This is a genomic window from Pseudanabaena sp. UWO311 (genome assembly GCF_006937785.1).
GTDB lineage: Bacteria > Cyanobacteriota > Cyanobacteriia > Pseudanabaenales > Pseudanabaenaceae > Pseudanabaena.
The window spans coordinates 54,211-75,961 of the sequence record NZ_SJEE01000019.1 but is presented as its reverse complement, the minus strand read 5'-3'; the positions used below and the strand labels follow the sequence as shown (position 1 = coordinate 75,961).

The window sequence follows — 21,751 nt, the reverse complement described above, 5'->3', positions numbered from 1 at the left end:
GTAAAGCTTAGAAGTGCAGATTCACTATGGTAGTTCGTAGCTTTGCTGCCCCCCCTACACCTTGGTCTAGGAACTTGGCAGAACCCAAAATAGATCCATCCGCCTACGTTCATTCTTTTTCCAATCTGATTGGCGACGTTTATATCGGCGCTAATGTTTTGATTGCCCCAGGTACATCGATTCGTGCCGATGAGGGTAATCCTTTTCATATTGGCAATAGTACTAACGTCCAAGACGGTGTGGTTATTCATGGTTTAGAAAAAGGTCGTGTGATTGGCGACGACGGCAAAGAATATTCCGTCTGGATTGGTGATAGTACCTCAATCACACATATGGCTCTAATCCATGGGCCAGCTTATGTTGGCAATAATTGCTTTATCGGGTTCCGCTCGACGGTATTTAATGCGCGAGTCGGAGACGGCTGCATTATTTCCTTACATGCTCTTGTCCAAGATGTAGAAATTCCTGCGGGTAAATATGTTCCTTCTGGTGCAGTGATTACAACGCAGCAACAAGCCGATCTGCTACCAAATGTGCGGGAGTCAGACCAAAAATTTGCGAGTCATGTTGTCGGTATCAACGAGTCCTTAAGGCAAGGGTATCGCTGTGCTGCTGATATTGCCTGCATTACACCGATTCGCCAAAAACAACAGAACTCGCCACAACCAAGCGCTAGCGTTAGTACGCAAATTAATACACAAGATTTTAATCAGACAAATCAGACCAAGATAAATTTTACAAGCACAAATACAAACGCACAGAGGAACGAACCTATGAATGGGGATTTAGCGCAGCAAATACGACAACTTTTAGGTCAGGGCTACCATGTAGCAGTTGAGTACGCAGATGTACGTCGCTTTCGCAGTGGATCTTGGCAATCTCATGCTATTCCACATACATCTGAAGCTACAACAGTAATTACCGCTGTACAAGCTGCTTTAGTTGAAAATGAAGGCGAATATGTCCGCTTAGTTGCGGTTGATCCCAAAGCAAAGCGCCGTGTTTCAGAAACTATTATTCAGCGCCCCAGTGATAAGCCTGTGGTAATCAGTAATGCAACATCCAGTAATGGATCTAGCAATGCCTATAGCGCATCCAAAGCAACCTCGAATGGTGCTGCCAGTGCTGATATTTCAGGTCAAGTGCGTCAATTGCTTGCTCAAGGCTATCGCATTAGTACTGAATTTGCTGATGCGCGGCACTTCCGTTCTGGTTCTTGGGAAACTGGCCCAGCGATCGATGCTTCCAATGAATCTACTGTGATTTCTGCATTAAATACTATTCTTGCTGAGCATGAAGGCGAGTATGTGCGTCTGGTTGGCGTAGATACGAAGGCAAAACGCCGCGTAGTTGAAACTATTATTCAACGTGCCGATAGCCAAGCTGTAAGCATTCAGTCTAATGGCAATGGTTCCTCAGCTAGCTATAGCGCTCCTCGTACAACCAATGGCAAGGGTGTTGCTAATGACATCTCCACTATAGTGGGTCAGCTTTTGGCTCAAGGGCATCGCATTAGCGTTGAACATGCTGATGAGCGCCATTTCCGTACAACTTCTTGGCAGACTCTGCCTGCCATTACGGCTAAACACGCACCAGCCGCGATCGCAGCTTTAGAAAATTACATTGCGGAATACAGTGATGAGTATGTCCGTCTAGTTGGTGTTGACACCAAGGCAAAACGTCGTGTAGTAGAAGTGTTGGTTCATCGTCCAGGCGGTCAACCCATCACTGCAACTCGTACTGCGGTTAAAGTCAGCAACTCTAGCAATAGTTCCTATGGTGGTGGTAGTGCTGGCAAGATTAGCGCTGACATGATGTCGCGTATTCGTCAACTTTTGTCTCAGGGCTATCGGATTGGTACTGAACATGCCGATGAGCGTCATTTCCGTACTAGCTCTTGGTTTAGCTGCTCACCGATCGCAGCATCGAATGAGTCTGAAGTAATTCGTGCTTTGGAAGCTTGTTTGGCTGAGCATGGTGATGAGTATGTACGTTTGCTTGGTATTGACACCAAGGCAAAGCGTCGTGTATTTGAAGGTATTATTCATCGTCCAGCTAAGTAGCTTATATAGAGAACCTCGCAAAGCGAGGTTCTCTATATATTAAAAGTGTTGTTTAGTAATACTTTTAACTAAAATATTGGTTTTTGATTGAGCGTAAAGCGCTGCAAAAGGCAGCGAATTAGAGAATTTAGAAAGTAATGCCATCGAACTACTTACCACCTTTAGAACCGATCGGAGATTTTCGCTCCTACGTTTGTGGGGATGTAGTAATCGATCAAACGGCGGCGATCGCAGCGGGCGTATTAATCCAAGCGGATCAGGGTGGAAAAATTACGATCGCAGCTGGTGTTTGCATTGGGATGGGAGCCGTCCTTCATGCCCAAGGTGGGCTATTAGAAATTGGGGCTGGAGCAAATTTAGGGGCTGGGGTTCTAGTTTATGGAACTAGCAAAATTGGGGAAGGCGCTTGTATTGGTGCTTCGAGTTCGATTGTACGAGCTGTAATTGGCAAAGGAGCTATCGTCCCGCCTTGTTCTTTGATCAGTGGGTTGGAGCAAAGTTCGACTGAGAAGGAGGCAAGTCCTGCGATCGCTCAAGAATTAGAGATTAACAATAACTACACTTCACCGACAAATCATTCGTTCACACATACCTACTCATCGGCGCAACCTCTAGCTAATAATCTCGGACAGTCGAGCGGCTTCAATCAAGCCAATGTAAATGCTTCTAATGGGGTTTCAGACAATATTGTTGAGAGATCGACCACAGAGACATATGTACATACAAGTGTCACGGCAACTTCTGAGAGTGTCATCGCCAATTCTGTCGAGCGAACAGTTACCGAAACTCAGATGGAAATTCCCACCGATGCGATCGCCGATCAGTCCTTAGAATCTGCTGAAGTCACTGATAGCGATCAAATTAATTCAGCCGTAAATCCTATGGGGAGCGATATTTCCGCACTGGCAACTGCTAATTCTGCACAGGCGAAGGCTCATGCTCAATCTCAAATTAATCGCTTCATCAAAAGACTTTATCCTCAAAACTAAATCACCCTTATAGAGCTTTGCAATTTTTGATAAAGCTCATAAGGTAGAAAGAAATGTTTTGCACTTCTTTCTACCTTATGAGCTTTATGGCTTAACTTATAGCGAGATCGCCATAAGTGATGATGATCACTCCAAACTTGATATCTAAATTACACTCTCATTTAGTTCTAGCAACTATGATGAAATGTAAGTAAATTTGCTTTTTACACCTAAACTTCCATTTAGTTCGGTGTGAAACAAGCTCATAGATGAAGCTCTCCTAGAGCAAAGGAAACAAAAAGACGTAATTTTGAGTCATTTGGTATCGTTGGGATGATTTTGGAGGAGGAATATGAAGATGAATAGCATTTTTAGCATTAAATCTAGTATTGCCTTGCTGGTTTTGGGTACTGCTATGCTCTCAGCCCCAAAACAACCAGTAAAATCAACATTAGAAGCATTTAGTTCTTACCAACCCGCGATCGCAGCTTCAGCTGTCGGAGCGATAGCCAACTCCATGCAATACGACATTGTCTAATTCGACAAAGTAAAGGCAATGCTGAGTATCGCCTTTACTTTGTCGAACTAAACAAAAAAATAGATGCGGCGCTAAGCGCCGCATCTATTTTTTTGTTTATATAGCGGTAGCTATCGCTTTAATCGCTATATAAGAAATTCTAAAAACCTTACTGGGTTTAGTGCTTAATTCGTAGAAGTGTAGCCGTACTTTCGAGAATTGGTATAAAACGTTAGAATATTAAAGAAAATTTTTGGCTTTGGTGGACAAGGGGCAATTTTGGAAAAAGGTACGCTAGTCGAAGTGAAATTGCATGGCGATCGCCGCCTTGTCGTAATTGATCGCCCTGAAGGGAAAAAACATTTTCAAGCGATCGATGAAAATGGCAATACCCACACCATCCATCCCCGCGAAATTAATTACACCATCAAAGCTAGTGGTGAAGGCACAAGTTTTAACCATCTGCAAATTCCCTCATTTTTGCAAAAAATCGAAAAATTTCTCGATCCTTCTAGCCTCGAAGTCGCATGGGAGATTTTGATTGAAGATAACCAAGCAACTAGCCCCAACGATCTTGCTAATCTTCTGTTCTCAGAATTATCGGCTGTTACTTCTTACGCTTCCTACTGCTTACTTAGTAATGACAAAATTTATTTTAAGCAAAAAGGTGATCTCTTTGAGCCGCGATCGCTTTCTCAAGTTTCAGAGCTAAAACATCAAGCGGAAGCTGCTGCCCAACGCGCTAAGTTACTTGAAGAGTTTCAGCAAAAGATCACTGATAAACTCTCAGGTGCTGACGTGACATGGACAACTAGCGATCGCAGTCGGTTAGATTGTTTAGAGCGTTACGCTCTTCATGGGGATGAAGCCTCAGACAAAGCTGCTGCCCAAGAACTATTGAGCTTTGCTAAGCGCTCCAAGAATGAACAGTCAGCATTTCAAATGCTCGTTGATCTCGGCATTTGGAGCGAACATGAAAATCTAAATTTACTGCGTAGCCAAATTCCGATTCGGTTTGCGAATGAATTAATTGCTGCCGCCCAAGAATGCTTCACTGCTCCAATTCCCGATAACATGCAACATTTGCGGCAAGATCTCACGCATCTGCATGTTTATACGATTGACGATATCAGCACCACAGAAATTGATGATGGACTGAGCATTGAGACTCTAGCAGATGGCAGTAAACGTATCTGGATTCATATTGCCGATCCGACCAGATGGCTCGATCCTGAAAGTCCTCTGGACAAAGATGCTCGTAAGCGCGGGACGAGTGTTTATTTGCCCACGGGCGTGATCCCGATGTTCCCGATGGACTTAGCAACTGGGCCAATGAGCTTAATCGAGAGTAAAGTCTGTCATGCGATGTCTTTTGCTGTTGATCTTGATGCTGTAGGTGCAATTGCCAATTACGAAATTGTCGCGAGTTTAGTAAAGCCAAACTATCGGCTCACCTATGATGATGTCGAAGAAATGTTGCAACTAGGAGTAGAAGACGATCTTGAGCGACTCGCTGACTATGCCCGTCTTCGTAAAAAATGGCGAGTCGAACAGGGTGCGATCGAGATTCATTTACCTGATACAAGCGTTAAGGTTGATTCTAAAAATGGCGATCGCCTGACTTTGGAACTAATGGAGGATACATTTTCGCGTCAACTAGTTGCTGAGATGATGATCCTTGCAGGTGAGGTCGCCGCCAAATTTGCGCAAACAAATAATATTCCGATCCCCTATCGCTACCAAGAACAGCCAGAATTACCGCCCCTCGATACATTGATGCAGCTGCCATCGGGCCCCGTGCGTGAATTTGCGATCTGTCGCTGTATGACTAAGGGTTCCCTAGGGCTATATGCCTCACGCCACTCTGGTTTGGGACTTGATGCCTATGCACAGGTAACTTCTCCAATTCGTCGTTACAGCGATCTGCTAGCCCATTGGCAAATCAAAGCTTTTTTGCTTGGAGAGCCTTTGCCATTTACGGCGGAAATGCTAACAGCAATTTTGCAGGCGATCGATCCCGCAATTTGGGATGCTAATCAGGTTGAGAAGCAGTCGGTACGTTATTGGAGCCTAGAGTATTTGCGTCGTAATAAGGATGTGGTGTGGGAAGCATTGATGCTGGACTGGCTGCGCGAAAATGAAAAATTGGCTCTAGTTCTGATCGAAGACTTAGGTCTGAAGCTGCCCATGCGAATTACTCGTCAGATTCAAGTTGGTGATAATCTGCGTATCAAAACTGGTGAAGTTGATCCCCGCAAAGACATTATTTATTTCCAAGAGGCGCAGCAGTCTACCTCAGTTTTAGAAATGGAAATGGAGAGAGATAGCGATCGCCATGAATCTGAGTATGCAACTTAAAAAGTGCGTTACGCTCAAACTAGAACAGAAATAAAGTTTTAAAAGTGTTGCTGTGCAACACTTTTAAAACTTTATTTCTGTCTTCTTCTTTCTGCTAGACGCATCAATATCTCTGTATGTACTTCACGGGTAATCGGATAGAAATATGCCAAGCCTAAACCAATAATCAAGGCAATTGTGGGCAAGGGACCGATCGCAACTCTGATCGCAAATAGGGCTGAATCGGGCTGAGTTGGTGAAGGCTGACAAGGCACTCTCTCTTGAAATTTTGCCCATGACAGACCAATCCCTAGCAGAAATAAACCACCTGCTAGCCCAAACTTTTGCAGCAGTACCATGAAGGCGTAGAAAATACCCTCGCGGCGCTGACCTGTTTCTAGTTCATCAAGATCTGTGACATCAGGAATCATAGACCAAGGAATGAGATAGGCTGTAGAAACGCCACAACCTGCCATAATCGCGAGGATATACAGCAGCACAACTTGCCCTTCTTGCAAGAAAAATAGTCCTGCTTGCGCAATAATCCAGATACCTGAGCCCATGAAGTAAGCAGCTTTTTTACCAAATCTTTTGCTAATTGCACTCCACACTGGCAGCATTAACAGTGCTGTACCTTGAACTGCGATCGTCACGAGAATAAAATCACTCTCCTGCATCTTCATCCAATTCACGACGAAATAGGGAATGATCGAAGCCGTGATCTGTAACGATAGCCATGAGCAAAAGTAAATTCCAATCACGAATAAAAATGGACGATTGCTGAAGACTATTTTTAATTGCTCAAAGAAGCTCAGTTCTTCGGTATCCGCATCAAGGGATTCATTATGGAGTCGATGCCGATCGCTAGCGATCGCTCTTCTTTTAATTCCCCAAACACACCAATAAATCGAGACGCTCGAAATAATCGCGCAGACTGCGCCCAGCACAATATATTGCATCCCACCCGCATTACAACTGCCAGCTTCACGGGCTGGATCTTTAAAGAAGGCAAAGATCAATTGGGCAATAAACAGAGAAAGAATACTGCCACCAATCGAAAAGGTAAAACGAAAGGTATTCAGACTAGTGCGTTCGTTGTAATCTTGGGTGATTTCAGGAGTGAGGGCGGTATAGGGAAGGTTAACAGCTGTGAAGAAGGTGTTAAACACGATACCTACGAACACGTAATACCAAAAGAGAACTATTTTGTCGGTGCTAGGCACTAGCCATTGTGCCAAAAATGACAAGCCAAAGGGAATCGCTGCATAGATCATCCAAGGCAATCGTCTTCCCATTTTTGATTTGGTGCGATCGCTAAGTACGCCGATAATCGGGTCGTTAATCGCATCAAAAATTTTGCCAATTAATAACACTAGTCCTGCAAGGGCAGGATCGAGTCCTGCGACATTGGTAAAAAAGAATAATAAAAAGAATGAGAGCAGATTAGTGGTGATCGAAGTACCGAGATCTCCCGCACCATAGGCAAGCTTTTCCGCAAAAGTTAGTTTGGCTTGCGTGAGGTCATACTGGGATGCATCAAAGGAATTCTCAGAATTACTCATACCTTAATTGTGTAATTACAGTTTTCAGATAGTAGCGGCACTTCGTGCCGCTACTATCTGTTGGGTTTTAGAATTGCTTTAGCATAGAGCAAACCTTGCTCGGCATAATGGGAATAGTAATTTTCGTAAGTTATCGTTATGAATCCAGAAAATCCAATTAGTCCAACGCCTGCTAGCTCGAATCAATTGCGAAATTTATTAGTAGCGATCGCCGCGATCCTGCTCACCACAGCCCTATTCTTTGGGTTTCAAGCTCAACAAAGCAGTACATCATTAGATGCAGTTGCGGCGGCAGCACTCCCTATTGATGAGGCTTTGGCAAATGGCAAGCCTACCACCATTGAGTTTTATGCAGATTGGTGTTCCAGTTGTCAGTCAATGGCGGCAGATAATCTGTCTCTGGAAAAGGAATATCGCGATCGCATGAATTTTGTGATGCTCAATGTGGACAATACAAAATGGTTGCCAGAGGTAACCAAATATCGGGTGGACGGAATTCCTAGATTTATTTTTTTAGATCGCGCTAATAAGTCGATTGGGGATACTACAGGCGCAGTTCCTCGCGCAATTATGGCGGAAAATATCGAAGCTGCGATCGCTCAACAGCCTTTGCCCCACAATAGTATTAGTAGCGATCGCACCTCGCCAGTCTCTGAACCTAAAGCCGCAGATATCTCTCAACCACGAGATCATTCATAAAAAAACAGACATGCTTTGCCTAAATAAAGTGAGAGTGCGCCCCAAAGGGGCGCACTCTCACTTTATTTAGGCTTATCGGTTTTGGCGAGTTAATTCGGATGGGTTGTTCAAACTGGGCGATGTACTTGGGGTATTTGTTGGAGAAGAATTAGGAGCGGCATTTGGTAGAGGAATCGTAATATTTTCAATAACGCTACTACCATTGTTGCTAGGACTAGCCGACTCTGTAGAATTTGCGGGTGAATTACTAGGAGCAGAATTACTATTGTTTGCGGGTAACCTGCCACCACCTAGAAAATAGTCATAGGTTGCGCGTGAAACCTGACGGATTAACTCATTTGCCCTTTGATCGTTATCTGGACGTTTGACCATCACCGCGATCGCATAGCGCTTACCATTAGGCATATCAACAATGCCCGCATCTCCAACAGCTGAGCCAATATCCCCTGTTTTATGGATGATTCTGGCATTTTCACCGATACCCTTTGGCAAGAGAGTATTCGTAACAGGGCGACGCATGATATCCATGAAGCGATCGCGACTGCGTGGCTCGATCAATTTACCTTTATCCAGCATCGCTAATAGCGACACCATATCTTGAGTACTAATTGTATTTGTACCTTCGAGATCTGGCAGTTGGTTATTCACCACTACGTTATTTAGTCCCCAAGATTTAAAACGTTGATTAAGTACTGAAGTCCCACCTAGACGTTTGATGATCATGTTAGTAGCAGTGTTATCACTGATCACAATCATTTGCGTCGCCACTTCAAGAGCTGATATTTTTGTGCCAGTTGGTAAAAATTGGAAATCACCTGCTTCCCCAACCTTGACATCTGCTGTCATTTCAATCGGTTCATCAAGCTTGATTTTTCCTGCATCTACGTCTTGAAAAAAGGCAACTAAAATAGGGGTTTTAATTGTACTAGCCGCTGCGATCGACTGATTTGCGCCAACTTGCACATATGCTCCAGAATCCAGATCAACCACCATCATTTGCATGGAAAGATCTTTTTCTTTTGCTGCCAAGTCCTTAATCTTACTCAGTAATGGTGTTGCCTCAGTTTTGAGATCAAGGGGAACAATATCTTGAGATTTATTGGTCTCATCTTTGGCGGTCAATTCTGTTGGGTTCGTCTTTGCGGCAATAGATTGCTGATTTTGCCAGAAAGATATGGCTGTCCCAGCGATCACGCTCAGTCCAATGCCTGCGATCGCGAGACGCAAGACTTGCCACCCAAGAGACTTGAACGGTGACTTGATTGGGATCGCCCGATTATTGCTCCCATTAGTTTTTTTGCGTGGTCTTAGCTCAGTTCTATTGTCAGAACGATCAGGACGTTGCTGAGCCTCGACAAATCCTTGACGGTTAGGCAATGGCTTGACCTTACCCTCAGGTCGCCCTTCATAGGGGCGTTCTGCACGGTTATTAAATCGATTCTCTATGATTGGTTCAGGCAATCGCATTGGTTCAGGCGATCGCCCAAGACGACTCAATTCAGAATTAATTGGGCGGAGAGCAGTGTCATTATTGCTTGTCACAGCCTTGGCGCGACGCTCACGCAACTTATTTAAACGCGCTTCTCGACTTTTTTCGGTAGCGTCAGGCGATGAAAAGTTCCTGGGTTCCACTGCTATTTATAACTCCGATACAAAAATGTCTCTACTAACTGATTAACTATTCGCGTGTAGGGCAAGTAGTTAATCAAGATGAGCCGTAGCCCAGTTAACTTGGCGTAAAATCCCTCGCAGCATGGCAACTTCCGATGGACTCAGATTTGCTCGATCAAAGATATGCCGAAACTTTCGCAATCGATGAACAGCGGTATGAGGATAAACATAGCCGATCTTCAGTAATACTGCTTCAAGTTGCTGATAGCAGGCTTCTAGGTCTGCGCGAATAGCAAGGTCTATGGGTGCTGACTGTATCAAATCTTGTGCGATTTGGCTAGTCAAATTTTCATGACATTGGGAATTTTCTCTGATACCTTCTTGCATCAGTTGCAGTTGGTAGCAACAGATACCAACTGCCTGCGCCAAATTCAGCGAGGGATATTCGGGATTAACGGGGATTCGCATTACTTGCTGGCAATGTTGGATTTCGGCATTGCTCAAGCCACGATCCTCTGCCCCAAAGACGATCGCACTGGTTTCAGCTTGCATTAACCAACTCAAACCTTGAGGCGGATTGGTCACTTTCATTTCGCCTTTGTCAATCCGACCTGCGGTGGCGATCGCTCGATGACAGCCAACTAATGCTGCTGGCAAGGTATCCACGATCCTTGCATTTTCTAAGATTTCTGGGGCATGGACTGCCATATGTTGTGCTTCGTCACTAAAGCGATCGCATATTGGATTCACCAACCACAGCTCCTTAAGCCCAAAATTTTTCATCACCCTTGCTACTGAGCCAAGGTTTCGTGCCCCCGCCGTCTCGACTAACACAATTCTGATATTTGACATAGCCTCAAACTTTACGTTAATAAAACTCATGAAAGCATTGCAAAGCAATGCTTTCATGACTAAATTGCTGTGCCAAGTAAATACAACAAGCTCATCCTGATGGCGACACCATTAGTTACCTGTTTATCGATTAGGCTCAGGCGGGGATCATCCATCAAGTCAGAGCTAATCTCTACACCACGATTAACGGGGCCAGGATGCAAAACTTGGACATTGGGAGCACATTTGGCAAGGCGATCGCGAGTTATACCATACCTTGCATGATATTCGCGCAAACTAGGAATTAGGAATTGTCCCATGCGCTCCATTTGCAAGCGCAAAGTCATCACAAAATCAGCATCCTCAAGGGCTGGCTCAAGGGAATAATGAATTTTTGCGCCATATTCGGCAAATTCTGGTGGCAATAATGTTGGTGGTGCGGCAAGATGTACATCTGCGCCATTTGTAAGCAAACTCCAGAGATTCGATCGCGCTACCCGTGAATGCAAAATATCGCCAACGATCGCGACTTTTTTACCCTTTAAATCTTTAGCCGTGGGCGCTTTGGGATTGAGATACATGCAGAGGGTTAACAGATCGAGCAATGCTTGGGATGGATGTTCATGCTTGCCATCACCAGCATTGAGGATTGCCACTTTGCCACTGAGGGCATCCATATCGCGGGCGATCGCTAAAGGTACACCTGCCGACTGATGACGAATCACCATAATATCTGTCCCCATCGCCAAAAAAGTTCTTGCTGTATCGAGGATTGTTTCGCCCTTGGTGAGTGCAGATGTCCCAGGGGCAAAATTTAAGGTGTCGGCTGAGAGTCGCTTGGCGGCAAGCTCAAAACTATTGCGAGTTCGAGTTGAAGATTCAAAAAACAAATTAGCGACAACTTTGCTCTGCAAGGTTGGCACTTTTTTATTGCGTCGTGACAGCACTTCTAAGAAGCTAACGGCAGTTTGTAAGACCGTTTCATAATCATTCGGCGTAAAATCGGCTAACGAGATCACATGTCGTCGCTGCCAAGTAAGTTCAGTCATGATGCTTTAAAGCTAGGAGATAAGAGATATGCCCGAAAGTACGCCGATGGGGGCTGGGGCAACCATGTCGTCTGGCAAGAAAGCACGAGAGCTAACCAGAACTAGAGTAAACAAAAAGATTGCAAAGATGATGAACGGTGCAATGTATTGACGAAAAAATGGCACGGTTTTAAATCATAGATGACGCTCTTATTATCTACGATTTAAACCCTAAGTAGCTAGGCTCAATTAAATATAAGATCCCAAAATCTGTACCGCCCGCGCAGCAGGCGGTACAGATTTTGACTCTAGTTTTTTAATTATGCTGAAGTACTTAAAATAATGCTATATTGATAAGCCTGCTAAAATATCCAAATAGTATTGAACTAGATCAACCAAAGAAACTAGAGCCATAAACCAATGATGAAGTTGAGATTAAAGCGATTTGGCAAGAAATTTGAAGCCAGCTATCGCATCGTTGCCGTAAACAGCACCAGCCGTCGCGATGGTCGTCCCCTTGCTGAACTCGGTTTCTATAACCCACGCACCAAAGAAACCCAACTCGATGTACCAGCGATCGTTCTTCGCATCAAGCAAGGCGCTCAACCTACTGACACAGTGCGTCGCATCCTCGAAAAAGCAAAAGTATTCGATCTCGTTACTGCTTAATTTTTGAATTAATTCTAAATTCGTGCAAATCTAAACTTGTGCCAGACTATAACGCCTTAATTAGTTTTTTGCTGAAGCCATTATTAGCTCATCCAGACGCGCTGCGGGTAGATTTTGAGTCAAATAGCAAAAACGATCGCGTCTGGATCAGAGTTGCTTTCGATCCAGAAGATCGGGGGCGAATTTTTGGTAAAGGGGGACGGACGATTCAAGCAGTTCGGACTGTGGTGATGACTGCCGCTGAAGAAGCTGGACATAGCGCCAGATTTGAAGTTTTTGACCCAAACCCCAACTCAAATTCTGACGATTATCAAGACCGAAATGCAGAGTATTCAGATCCCGAACGACAACAAATACAAGTTGAGCGTCCTCGGATCAATGTCGAAAAACCGAAGCGACGGGAAATCGTTAATTAAAATCAATAACTAAAATATTGGGGGTGCGTTGCACCCCTTTTATTTTTGTAAATCCAGTGAGAGCAAATATATGAATGTTGGCGCGGAGATCCTTTGTATTGGCACAGAATTATTGTTGGGCGAGATTCTCAATAGTAATGCTCAGTATTTAGCGCAGCAACTTGCCTTGTTGGGAGTGCCACATTTTTATCAAACTGTTGTTGGTGACAACCCCGATCGCATTCATCAAGCTTTAGAAATTGCGGCTAGTCGCTCTAACTTAATCATCACTACTGGTGGACTTGGCCCCACACCCGACGATCTCACTACCGAAGCGATCGCCAATTTTTTCAATACACCCCTCGAAGAACGTCCCGAAATTTGGGAGCGCATCCAGCAGATGGCGGCGCAAACTGGACGGACTCTCACACCTAATAATCGCAAACAAGCGCTACTGCCCAAGGGTGCAGAAATATTACATAATCCCGTTGGGACTGCTCCAGGGATGATCTGGGAACCACAGCCCAATTTATTGATCCTTACTTTTCCTGGTGTGCCTAGCGAGATGCATCCCATGTGGGAGCAAACTGCTGCACCATTGCTGCTATCCCGAAACTATGGACAAGGTACATTTCACTCTAAGGTTTTGCTGTACTGGGGTATAGCTGAATCTGCTCTTGCAACGAAAGTCAATCACTTATTTGATCTTAAGAATCCAACTGTAGCCCCCTATGCCAATTATGGACAAGCAAGACTACGGATCACTGCAAGGGCTAATACTCAAGAAGAGGCGATCGCCTTAATCGCTCCTGTCGAAGCCGAGATTCGTGAACTCACGGGCGAGTTTTGCTATGGCACTGATGAGGATACGCTTGCGAGTGTAGCTGGTAGACTTTTGCAAGGGTGTGGGCAAACTCTTGCAGTTGCTGAATCCTGCACGGGCGGATGGTTAGGTGAAGCTTTAACTGAGGTTTCTGGAAGTTCTAGCTATTTCCTTGGTGGCGTAATTAGTTATAGCAATGATGTCAAAGTTAATTTATTAGGTGTCGATCGCCAAGTTCTTGATCAGCATGGGGCGGTCAGTGCGATCGTTGCTGAACAAATGGCGATCGGGATCAAAACAAAACTCAAATCGGATTGGGGGATTAGTATTACGGGGATCGCGGGACCAAATGGTGGCACTGAGACTAAACCTGTTGGCTTGATTTATGTTGGGATCGCGCATCCAGATGGCAAAGTCGAGGCGATCGAGTTGCGTTTTAGTCCCTCTAGAGGTAGAAATTGGATTAGAAAGGCAACTGTAATGTCAGCTTTAGATTTGTTTAGGAAAAGATTTGTTATGATTAAGTAAATAAACCTAGACGATGATAGGGAGCCAATTATAGTGAAAGCGATCAAGAAAGCACTGAAAGAGATCGGCGAAATTCTAAATCGCGTTCTGGAAGCCCTTTTGGGACAAAATCAGCCCCAGCCTGAGTTAATTCCTATACCAGTAAGAAATAACTCTCGGCGCGTTAGTCGCTATTAAGGTTATAAGACTCGCTTTGCGGGTCTTATATTTTGTGGGGGGAGCGTTTGACGATTTACCTAAAATAAAAGGGGTAGTGCAAATCACTATCCCTTTTATTTTAGGTAAATTAATTTTTTGGCACAGCAGATAGATTGTTGGGGCGATCGCAACCAAAGCCAAAGAGTAAAATAATCTCTCTAACTAAGTCTGGGATCAGATCTAAAAATTTGCGTGGTTGTGGCTCAACTTGCGTATTTTTATATTCAGTGGTTCAGGTTTATATAGCTAAATAATACATGATATTGTCGGGCTAACAAACCAAATAGGCGATTAGCCATAAAAATTCTGCCTAATCATCCCAAAATGAGATCTTAGTCAGAATTTTTCTGTGTATCATCCCGTATAGGGTGCATAAGTAGAAACTTGACTTTCAGCCTATATACCCTATAGTTCAGATTAGCCAGAAAAATTCCGTCTAATAGATAGTTGTATCGCCGCTTAAATATGATAAAATCACGAAATGCGGCAGATAGAACAAGTCCTTGGAACCGACATGAAACGGCTTCTAGTTAACCGCTTAACGTAGCTAATGCGGTTCAAATCAAACGTAAAAAAAACAAAACCACGGCTATGCCATACATCAATTTACAGATCACAAAGGGTGCGACGAGAGATCAAAAAAAGAAAATAGTGGAAGAATTTACGGCTTCGCTTGTGAATCATTTAGGAAAGAAGCCAGAGCATATTCATATCGTAATCGATGAAGTCGAAGACGAGAATTGGGGATATGCCGGAATGCTTACAGACGATTACCGAAAAACCCAGAACAACAAAAAATGACGGAGCCGAACAAGTCAGTAGAGCCGAGACCGTGCCAAGCATGGTCTCGGCTCACTTTTGACGTTATTTTCCCTCCATTCAGCTTTTTTGCTAGTTGTTTTGAGGAAGATTCTGTCTAATTTTTGGAGAAGAATTCCAGTTATAGGAAAGATTGTAGAAATTGTAAACAAAGCCACTTACAAGACAAGGCTCAAGAACTATCTTAGGAGACAAGGTATAAATGCAACCGTTGCCGTTGACTTGCTTTCCCCTATTGCGTCAGCGTTGCGTAGAAGTGATATGGCGATCGCAGGAGAAGCATGGGAAGACGTAGATAAATAGATTGACTCACTCAGCGATCGAGATGCTAAGACAGTTTGCCTTTTACTTGATGGATGGAATCTTGGATGACAGTCAGTTATCCTGTTCCCTATTACAGTCTATGTAGTTAGGGATTTGCGATTTAATAAAGTGCGATCGCAGATCGTTTAGTGATCGCCGATCTTGTAGGTGCGTTAATGAAATGTAACGCACCCTATTTTTGCTTTAACAAAAGCAATCTATTCATAGCGATTTCTGGTCAGCTATAATGCTAGACAAGGCAATGATCTAGGAAAATTCGCAATCATGGCAGTCCGTCAACCACGCTATAGCAAAGAAGAGTTTGCCCAACGTGGCGATCTTATTTATCAAACGCAAATTCGTCCACAAGTCGAAGCAAATAATCATGGCAAAATAGTTGCTATTGATATTGAGACAGGCGCGTTTGAAATTGCCAATGATACGATGACCGCTACTCGTCGTCTTCGAGAGCGTTTGCCCGATTCCCAAACTTGGGTAGTCCGAATCGGTTATCGCGCTGTTCATCGTTTCGGTGCGCGGAGCTTGAAAGAAAAGATATGATGCAAGGCTACGTCAATAAGAATTGTGAAGCCACGATTCTTGTAGTCGTTCGTCACAATGCAAAACTAAAATCCATTAATGCTGTTATTGATACAGGATTTACTGGGTTCCTGAGTCTTCCCAACGACATTATTACTGAGCTTGGTCTGCCGTGGAGCTATCGCGATCGTGGAACATTAGGAGATGGAAGTGAAGTTCTATTTGATATTTATGATGCAGTAGCTATTTGGGACGGCAAATCTCAAGAAATTGAAGTAAATTCAGCAGAAACAGATCCACTAATTGGGATGAGTATGCTTCGGGGGTATAGACTGCAAGTAGATACAATTGAGGGTGGATTGGTGGTAATCACAGACTTGTCACACCTCGTTGTTAACCAACCAAAAGCAGTCTAACACTGCGTTGGATCCGACTACTAAACAGTGATCTTTAAACGCTAAAGTTTGATTGTGGCGGCTCAACTTCAGCGTTAGACATTAACTGAAGGCATGAGAAAAGTTTTCTTTATCTATTCGGCTATCATCCGCTTTTTGGTCATTACCTTTTTAGTTATTAACTGGTGTTACGTGGAACTCAGGGCATGAATTTCTTGCTGCTAGCACAGCAGGGCAACCACGGGGGGATTGCCCCTACCTGAATAATTTAAATTTTTTGTAGGGGCTGTGCCTCCGTGCCAGCCCAGATCCTTCAACATTGCAGGAATTCCTTCCACGTAACATCAGTTATTAAAAAGCCAGAGAAGTTTCGCGATGTTTGATTAATGTCTCTACAGGCAAAGCGCTGCGAAGATGTTGCCAAGGTAGAACTTGATTGACATCCCAATCTTCATGGACATACCAAGCTAGAGTCGGTAACTGTCCACGCAATTCCTTAAAAGCACGTTTATAGGAACCATCACTAGGAACATTGCCATCACTATAGCTGCAAGCTAGACGCAATAACTTGGTTAGACGGCGATCGCCTCTGGAAATTAGCCCTTGCACAATCGAGTCTTTATAACTTTCAGGGCGAAAATCAATCCCTTTAGGAAGTAGCTTTTTACGGAAATATTGCATTTTCTTTTCGGCAGTCGTGCTGACACCCTGCCATTGCCAAGGCGTATGAGATTTAGGCACAAACGTACTACAACCAAAAGTAAGCTTCAGCTTTGGTGCAATTTTGCGGAGAGAAATTAGCATCTCGATAGTTTGTTCGATATCGTCATCATTTTCCATGGGCACGCCTGCCATGCCGTAAAGCTTTAGAGATTTCAAACCACCAGCTTGAGCATTGACCGCCGCTTGCTTGATTTCATCATTATGTAACTTCTTATTAATGATTTCGCGCAAACGTTCAGAACCACTCTCGATCGCAATCGTAACAGAGCGACTATCACGGGTAGAGAGGATTCGGGCTAATTTTTCCGTTAGGGTATTGGTGCGGACTGAGGCAAGGCTGAGCCGCACATCATCAAATTGAGGCTGAGCGAGATGATCTAGCAATAAATCAAATTCAGGATGTTGGGTAATCGATGCCCCAAGTAAGCCTAGGCGTTTAGTTACCGCTAATCCTTTTGCGATCGCAGGTATCAGACTTGACTCTAAACTAGCGGTTCTAAAGGGAAGTGTTAAATAGCTTGCTAAACAGAAGCGACACATCTCAGGACAACTCCGCACTACTTCCACCATAAAGATGCTTTCCCAAGCAGCTTTCTCTGTAACAACTGTAGAAGCGGAGAGGGTGTTCCCCTTATAAGTTTGTTTGTGAATTGTGGCAGGAATTTCAGGATCGATGGGTTGAATGGAAGCGATCGCTCCATCATTGGACTCATAGGTTACTTCATACAATAACGGAACGTAAATTCCATCTAATTTCGCTAAATGGCGCAATTTCACTTCACGAGTAGCATGGCGAACTTCTTGATAAGCATTTAAGAAGTTCCCAATCAATTCTTCGCCATCACCAAGTAGCACGATATCAAACCACGCTGCGAATGGTTCTGGATTGGCGGTGAGAACTGGTCCCCCGCCGAATATTAATGGATGATCATCAGTGCGATCGCAGGTATCGATGGGAATCTCAAATTTTTTTAAAGCGGCAAGAATATTGACATAATCTAGTTCCCATGAAAACGAAAATCCTAATATTTCAATCTTCCGTGGTAAGTCCTCATGGGCATCGGTAAACCATCGGCTCACGTTGATCTGCGATCGCGTAGCCAAATTTGCCCATACACCTTGATAGCCTAAGCTCGTAATTCCCACGGTGTAGGTATTGGGAAAAGCAAAGACAATATTTACTGCATCGTGATCTGGTGTGGCTGGGTCAAAGAGTAAATGTTCGGACTGAAAGTAGGATTGGTTCAACGTTTCGGGAATATATCGCAATATCGCTATTATGCCATATCTAAATGGACTCAAAACGAAGCAGAGAGGTGTGCCGCACCTCTCTGCTTCAACTCTTTGGTAGGGTGCGTTACGCTATCGCTAACACACCTGCGGTTATTGGGTGCGTTACGCTGACGCTAACACACCCTACTAGCTAAGAGTTAGGAGCAATTTGGGGTTTCCCCGACAGGCTGCTAGAGTTATATTTTATAAAACTGCCAATGGATTTCTTATGTCTGAACAAACAACATATTTAGAGCTATCTGAAGGAGATAGTGGTTCTCACAAGTTTTATGAAGTAATTGTGAATGATGCAAATGTATCGATTCGTTATGGTCGCATTGGCGATCGCGGACAAACTAAAGTCTCTACCTTTGATACACCTGAGAAAGCTCTAGCTGATGCCACCAAAAAAATCAACGAAAAGAAGCGTAAAGGTTATGCCCTAGCTGTAATGGGCGAGCGCCAGAAAAGATCTGTTACTCGCCGACAAATTACCAGTACCAAATCAACTTCTAAACAGTCGCCAGTCATCTGGAAGTTTGCCACTGGTGCATCTGCCTTTGGTGTCTCTGTCGATGAAATGGGCTGCTGGGTTGGTAATCAAGATGGGCGGATCTATACTCTCACTCACGATGGTCAAGTTACGAATCAGTTCAAACTACCTGATGGCGTGAAGTGTATTGTTAGCGATCGCGATTGGCTATATGCGGGATGTGATGACGGCAAGGTCTATGATTTGGGTGGAAAAGTGCCGCGTGTTGCCTATGAGATTGCGCGTGATGTTGATATTTTTTGGCTGGATATTAGCGATGGTATTTTAGGGGTCTCAGATCGAGATGGCGGAATTACCACGATCAATCATGAGGATGAATCGAAATGGACAAAGCGCAGCAGTGGCAATGCTGGCTGGATGGTGCGTTGCGATGAGATTGGCATCTATCACGGGCATAGTCAAGGCGTAACGATGTATGACTGGGAAGATGGACAAGTGATCTGGAATCAGCCCACCCAAGGCGATGTCCTATTTGGTTGGCAAGAGGAGTCCATGATTTATGTTGGTACTTATAACAAGTTAGTCCAAAGCTTCACCAAAAAAGGCGAAATCGGCACTGCCTATCAATGTGATGCTGCCATCTATTCCTGTGCTACCGCAGGCGATGGTGAGTATGTATTTGCTGGTGATAACTGTTCTTCGATCTATTGTTTTAATCGTAATGGCGATCGCCTCTGGAAATTGGGAACTGGTTGCGGCTCTGCTTATTCAATGCAGTTCTTTAATGGGAGGTTATACATCGTCACAACTGACGGCTCTTTTGCTTGTATTGATGCTAGTGAATCTGCAATTCAAGCTGCTCAAGCAGGGACATTCACTCAAGCCGTTAATATCAAGTCTCCGAAATTAGAGGACATTTTACCATCTACGACATTGGAAACTACTTCAGATAGTAGCCGTGGTGTATTGTTAGAATGTTTCCAAGAAGGAAGCAAGTTAAGAATTCGAGTCATCTCTGATGGCTATGACCAAAATTGGAAGGTGCAATTCCCTAAAGATATTCGCGAAGCTGGCGCACGTTACCTCGTTGACGAAATTCGCGAATCTTCCAACGGCAGCTTTTATCGCACCTTTGGCGATATCAAAAAGCTAGTTTAACCACACATAGTAATTTGTACTAATGAACTTTATCGCACTACCGAATTGGCGTAAAGAATGGAACCGTGGCTCAGCTTCTCATCGACGATCTTTAATGGAAACGACGATGTTTTGTTTCAAGAACATCTTTGGTGGTACTTTGTGTTCTTTTATAGCTGTCGCCAAGTGTACTAGGACATAAAACCCAATTCTTGGGTGGCGGCGCTAAGCGCCGCCACCCAAGAATTGGGTTTTAATATGACAAGTATTAGCCATAAATTTGACAATCAGGCTGTCGAGTTGATCATTGTAGCGCATCGCTATAATTTGTGGATTTTATGCAGGCTCTAGGCGATCTCGAATTTCTTGACGCAATAATTTGCCAGAAGCAGTTTTGGGCAAAGACTCCCAAATATATATAGACTTGGGTAATTTATATCGTGCTAAAGATTTTTGCTCACAAAAGCTTCTAATTTCTGTTAGTGATAATTGCACATTACTCACGATTATGGCTGTAACTGTTTCCCCCCATTCGCGATCGCATATGCCTACAACACAAACCTCTGCGATCGCAGGATGTTCTAGTAAAATCGCCTCAATTTCCGTCGGATAAATATTTTCACCACCACTAATAATCAAATCAGAACGACGACTGACCACATAGAGATAGCCATCGCGATCGAGATAGCCTAAATCACCTGTATGCAGCCAACCATCTTGAATAGAATCATTCGGCTGATTGAGATAACCATTCATCACGCTTGCACCTTGAATGAGAATTTGCCCGATCACACCAACATCAAGATCTTGCTGTTGATCATCGACAATCCGCAGTCGATTGCCAAAAAGTGGTAAGCCCGATGATCCTCTTTTTTGAGGTACTTCATGGGATGAAAGCGTAGTTATTTGCGAAGCTGTTTCAGTCATGCCATAGGTAGGACTTATTGGTAAATTCAATTGCAGGCATTGTTCAACTAGTTCTGGACTCGCTGGTGCGCCACCCAATAAAATCACACGTAATTTCTGAAGGCTTTGCCATTGGGGATGTGTCAGCAAACGGCTCAGCATCGTTGGTACCAGAGAAATGATTGTCACTTTCTCAATGGCGATCGCATCTAAAACTTCCTGCTCATCAAATTTTGGTAAAAGCGTAATCGTCGTTCCATTAATCACACTTCGCCATGCGATCGCCAATCCGCCTACATGAAACAATGGCATACAGAGCAACCAATTATCATTTGGCTCTATACCTAAATTTAACGCCGATGCGATCGCGCTATGGAAATGATTGTTATAAGTTAAGGGAACTCCCTTGGGCTTACCCGTTGTTCCCGATGTATAGAAAATACCCTGTGTATTTTCCAGATCTATACTTTCGCTGCAAGGTTTACAGCCATTTAATTGAAAATTTAGCAGAGAAAAACTAGATATTTCAGAAATGATTAAACGATCGATTTGTTTATCCAGATTGTTTACAGTTGATTTAGTAAGCTCATCACAAAGCAAATATTTAGCTTGACTATCTTCTATCTGCCAACGCAATTCTTCAGTAGTGAGGCGAATATTGAGGAAAACTGCGATCGCTTCACACTTCACTAATGCATGAACAAGTATGATATATCTCGGATGATTGGTAAGTAACAATCCAATGAGATCGCCAGATTTTATCCCCAATGTTTGCAAGTGTTCTACCCAGCGATTAACCTTGGCTTCCAATTCCGCATATGTCCAGCGTTCTACTTCTTGATCAAAAGGCGCTCTAAAGATGAGCGCGATCGCATCTTTCTTTTGCACCGCTCGTTGTGATAGCCAGTTGGGAAATTTCATAATATCGAGATAT

Annotated in this window: 21 protein-coding genes; 15 read left to right on the top strand and 6 right to left on the bottom strand. The window is 43.9% G+C overall.

What is annotated here, in order from left to right; genetic code table 11:
- The first annotated feature begins 26 nt into the window (after positions 1 to 26).
- From PseudUWO311_RS15250 to PseudUWO311_RS15235, 4 genes are all read left to right on the top strand, one after another.
- On the top strand, positions 27 to 2,063 hold the full coding sequence (locus tag PseudUWO311_RS15250) for a ribulose bisphosphate carboxylase small subunit (RefSeq protein WP_142656099.1): 2,037 nt from the start codon (positions 27 to 29) through the stop codon (positions 2,061 to 2,063).
- Between the two features lie 137 nt (positions 2,064 to 2,200).
- Positions 2,201 to 3,052: a hypothetical protein gene (locus PseudUWO311_RS15245; RefSeq protein ID WP_142656098.1), complete on the top strand. Its 852-nt coding sequence runs from the start codon at positions 2,201 to 2,203 to the stop codon at positions 3,050 to 3,052.
- Positions 3,053 to 3,389: 337 nt separating this feature from the next.
- On the top strand, positions 3,390 to 3,569 hold the full coding sequence (locus tag PseudUWO311_RS15240; protein WP_142656097.1) for a hypothetical protein: 180 nt from the start codon (positions 3,390 to 3,392) through the stop codon (positions 3,567 to 3,569).
- Between the two features lie 258 nt (positions 3,570 to 3,827).
- Positions 3,828 to 5,906 (top strand): ribonuclease catalytic domain-containing protein, encoded by a 2,079-nt coding sequence (locus tag PseudUWO311_RS15235; RefSeq protein ID WP_142656096.1) that lies wholly within the window; start codon positions 3,828 to 3,830, stop codon positions 5,904 to 5,906.
- Between the two features lie 71 nt (positions 5,907 to 5,977).
- Here the strand turns inward: PseudUWO311_RS15235 and PseudUWO311_RS15230 are convergent, their stop codons facing one another.
- On the bottom strand, positions 5,978 to 7,447 hold the full coding sequence (locus tag PseudUWO311_RS15230; protein ID WP_142656095.1) for an MFS transporter: 1,470 nt from the start codon (positions 7,445 to 7,447) through the stop codon (positions 5,978 to 5,980).
- 138 nt (positions 7,448 to 7,585) lie between these two features.
- On the opposite strand from PseudUWO311_RS15230, the gene PseudUWO311_RS15225 reads away from it, so the two are divergent.
- The gene (locus PseudUWO311_RS15225) at positions 7,586 to 8,146 is read left to right on the top strand and encodes a thioredoxin domain-containing protein (RefSeq protein ID WP_142656094.1); all 561 of its coding nucleotides are present in this window, start codon (positions 7,586 to 7,588) and stop codon (positions 8,144 to 8,146) included.
- Between the two features lie 72 nt (positions 8,147 to 8,218).
- Here the strand turns inward: PseudUWO311_RS15225 and PseudUWO311_RS15220 are convergent, their stop codons facing one another.
- The 3 genes from PseudUWO311_RS15220 to PseudUWO311_RS15210 form a co-directional block, all read right to left on the bottom strand.
- Positions 8,219 to 9,778 carry a serine hydrolase gene (locus PseudUWO311_RS15220; RefSeq protein ID WP_142656093.1) on the bottom strand — a complete coding sequence of 520 codons (1,560 nt, stop codon included), beginning with the start codon at positions 9,776 to 9,778 and terminating at the stop codon, positions 8,219 to 8,221.
- A gap of 69 nt (positions 9,779 to 9,847) precedes the next feature.
- Positions 9,848 to 10,639, bottom strand: a complete 792-nt coding sequence (locus PseudUWO311_RS15215; protein WP_223807597.1) for an RNA methyltransferase — start codon at positions 10,637 to 10,639, stop codon at positions 9,848 to 9,850.
- A gap of 29 nt (positions 10,640 to 10,668) precedes the next feature.
- The gene (locus tag PseudUWO311_RS15210) at positions 10,669 to 11,637 is read right to left on the bottom strand and encodes an aspartate carbamoyltransferase catalytic subunit (RefSeq protein ID WP_103669530.1); all 969 of its coding nucleotides are present in this window, start codon (positions 11,635 to 11,637) and stop codon (positions 10,669 to 10,671) included.
- Positions 11,638 to 11,665: 28 nt separating this feature from the next.
- Between PseudUWO311_RS15210 and PseudUWO311_RS24645 the strand changes: the two genes are divergently transcribed.
- The 9 genes from PseudUWO311_RS24645 to PseudUWO311_RS15175 all read left to right on the top strand — a co-directional run bounded on the left by PseudUWO311_RS24645 (position 11,666) and on the right by PseudUWO311_RS15175 (position 16,307).
- Positions 11,666 to 11,788 carry a hypothetical protein gene (locus tag PseudUWO311_RS24645; RefSeq protein WP_263402962.1) on the top strand — a complete coding sequence of 41 codons (123 nt, stop codon included), beginning with the start codon at positions 11,666 to 11,668 and terminating at the stop codon, positions 11,786 to 11,788.
- 248 nt (positions 11,789 to 12,036) lie between these two features.
- Positions 12,037 to 12,285 carry a 30S ribosomal protein S16 gene (gene rpsP / locus PseudUWO311_RS15205; protein ID WP_094532087.1) on the top strand — a complete coding sequence of 83 codons (249 nt, stop codon included), beginning with the start codon at positions 12,037 to 12,039 and terminating at the stop codon, positions 12,283 to 12,285.
- A 38-nt stretch (positions 12,286 to 12,323) separates the two neighbouring features.
- Positions 12,324 to 12,701 carry a KH domain-containing protein gene (locus PseudUWO311_RS15200; RefSeq protein WP_142656092.1) on the top strand — a complete coding sequence of 126 codons (378 nt, stop codon included), beginning with the start codon at positions 12,324 to 12,326 and terminating at the stop codon, positions 12,699 to 12,701.
- Between the two features lie 70 nt (positions 12,702 to 12,771).
- Entirely contained in the window at positions 12,772 to 14,031 is a 1,260-nt protein-coding gene (locus PseudUWO311_RS15195) for a competence/damage-inducible protein A (protein WP_142656091.1), read from the top strand.
- Between the two features lie 33 nt (positions 14,032 to 14,064).
- Positions 14,065 to 14,208, top strand: coding sequence for a hypothetical protein (locus PseudUWO311_RS24065; protein WP_190303518.1), 144 nt, complete (start codon positions 14,065 to 14,067; stop codon positions 14,206 to 14,208).
- A gap of 582 nt (positions 14,209 to 14,790) precedes the next feature.
- Positions 14,791 to 15,030, top strand: coding sequence for a tautomerase family protein (locus PseudUWO311_RS15190; protein ID WP_223807599.1), 240 nt, complete (start codon positions 14,791 to 14,793; stop codon positions 15,028 to 15,030).
- Positions 15,031 to 15,129: 99 nt separating this feature from the next.
- Positions 15,130 to 15,351 (top strand): hypothetical protein, encoded by a 222-nt coding sequence (locus PseudUWO311_RS15185; RefSeq protein WP_142656089.1) that lies wholly within the window; start codon positions 15,130 to 15,132, stop codon positions 15,349 to 15,351.
- A 285-nt stretch (positions 15,352 to 15,636) separates the two neighbouring features.
- On the top strand, positions 15,637 to 15,912 hold the full coding sequence (locus tag PseudUWO311_RS15180; RefSeq protein ID WP_142656088.1) for a hypothetical protein: 276 nt from the start codon (positions 15,637 to 15,639) through the stop codon (positions 15,910 to 15,912).
- Positions 15,909 to 16,307, top strand: a complete 399-nt coding sequence (locus tag PseudUWO311_RS15175) for a clan AA aspartic protease (RefSeq protein WP_142656087.1) — start codon at positions 15,909 to 15,911, stop codon at positions 16,305 to 16,307. The genes PseudUWO311_RS15180 and PseudUWO311_RS15175 overlap by 4 nt, the downstream gene beginning before the upstream one ends.
- A 330-nt stretch (positions 16,308 to 16,637) precedes the next feature.
- Here the strand turns inward: PseudUWO311_RS15175 and PseudUWO311_RS15170 are convergent, their stop codons facing one another.
- Positions 16,638 to 18,257, bottom strand: coding sequence for a B12-binding domain-containing radical SAM protein (locus tag PseudUWO311_RS15170; RefSeq protein WP_142656086.1), 1,620 nt, complete (start codon positions 18,255 to 18,257; stop codon positions 16,638 to 16,640).
- 253 nt (positions 18,258 to 18,510) lie between these two features.
- Here PseudUWO311_RS15170 and PseudUWO311_RS15165 point away from each other — a divergent pair, with 253 nt between their 5' ends.
- Positions 18,511 to 19,932 carry a WGR domain-containing protein gene (locus PseudUWO311_RS15165; RefSeq protein WP_142656085.1) on the top strand — a complete coding sequence of 474 codons (1,422 nt, stop codon included), beginning with the start codon at positions 18,511 to 18,513 and terminating at the stop codon, positions 19,930 to 19,932.
- 315 nt (positions 19,933 to 20,247) lie between these two features.
- Here the strand turns inward: PseudUWO311_RS15165 and menE are convergent, their stop codons facing one another.
- Positions 20,248 to 21,738: an o-succinylbenzoate--CoA ligase gene (menE, locus tag PseudUWO311_RS15155; RefSeq protein ID WP_142656084.1), complete on the bottom strand. Its 1,491-nt coding sequence runs from the start codon at positions 21,736 to 21,738 to the stop codon at positions 20,248 to 20,250.
- Between the last annotated feature and the right edge of the window lie 13 nt (positions 21,739 to 21,751).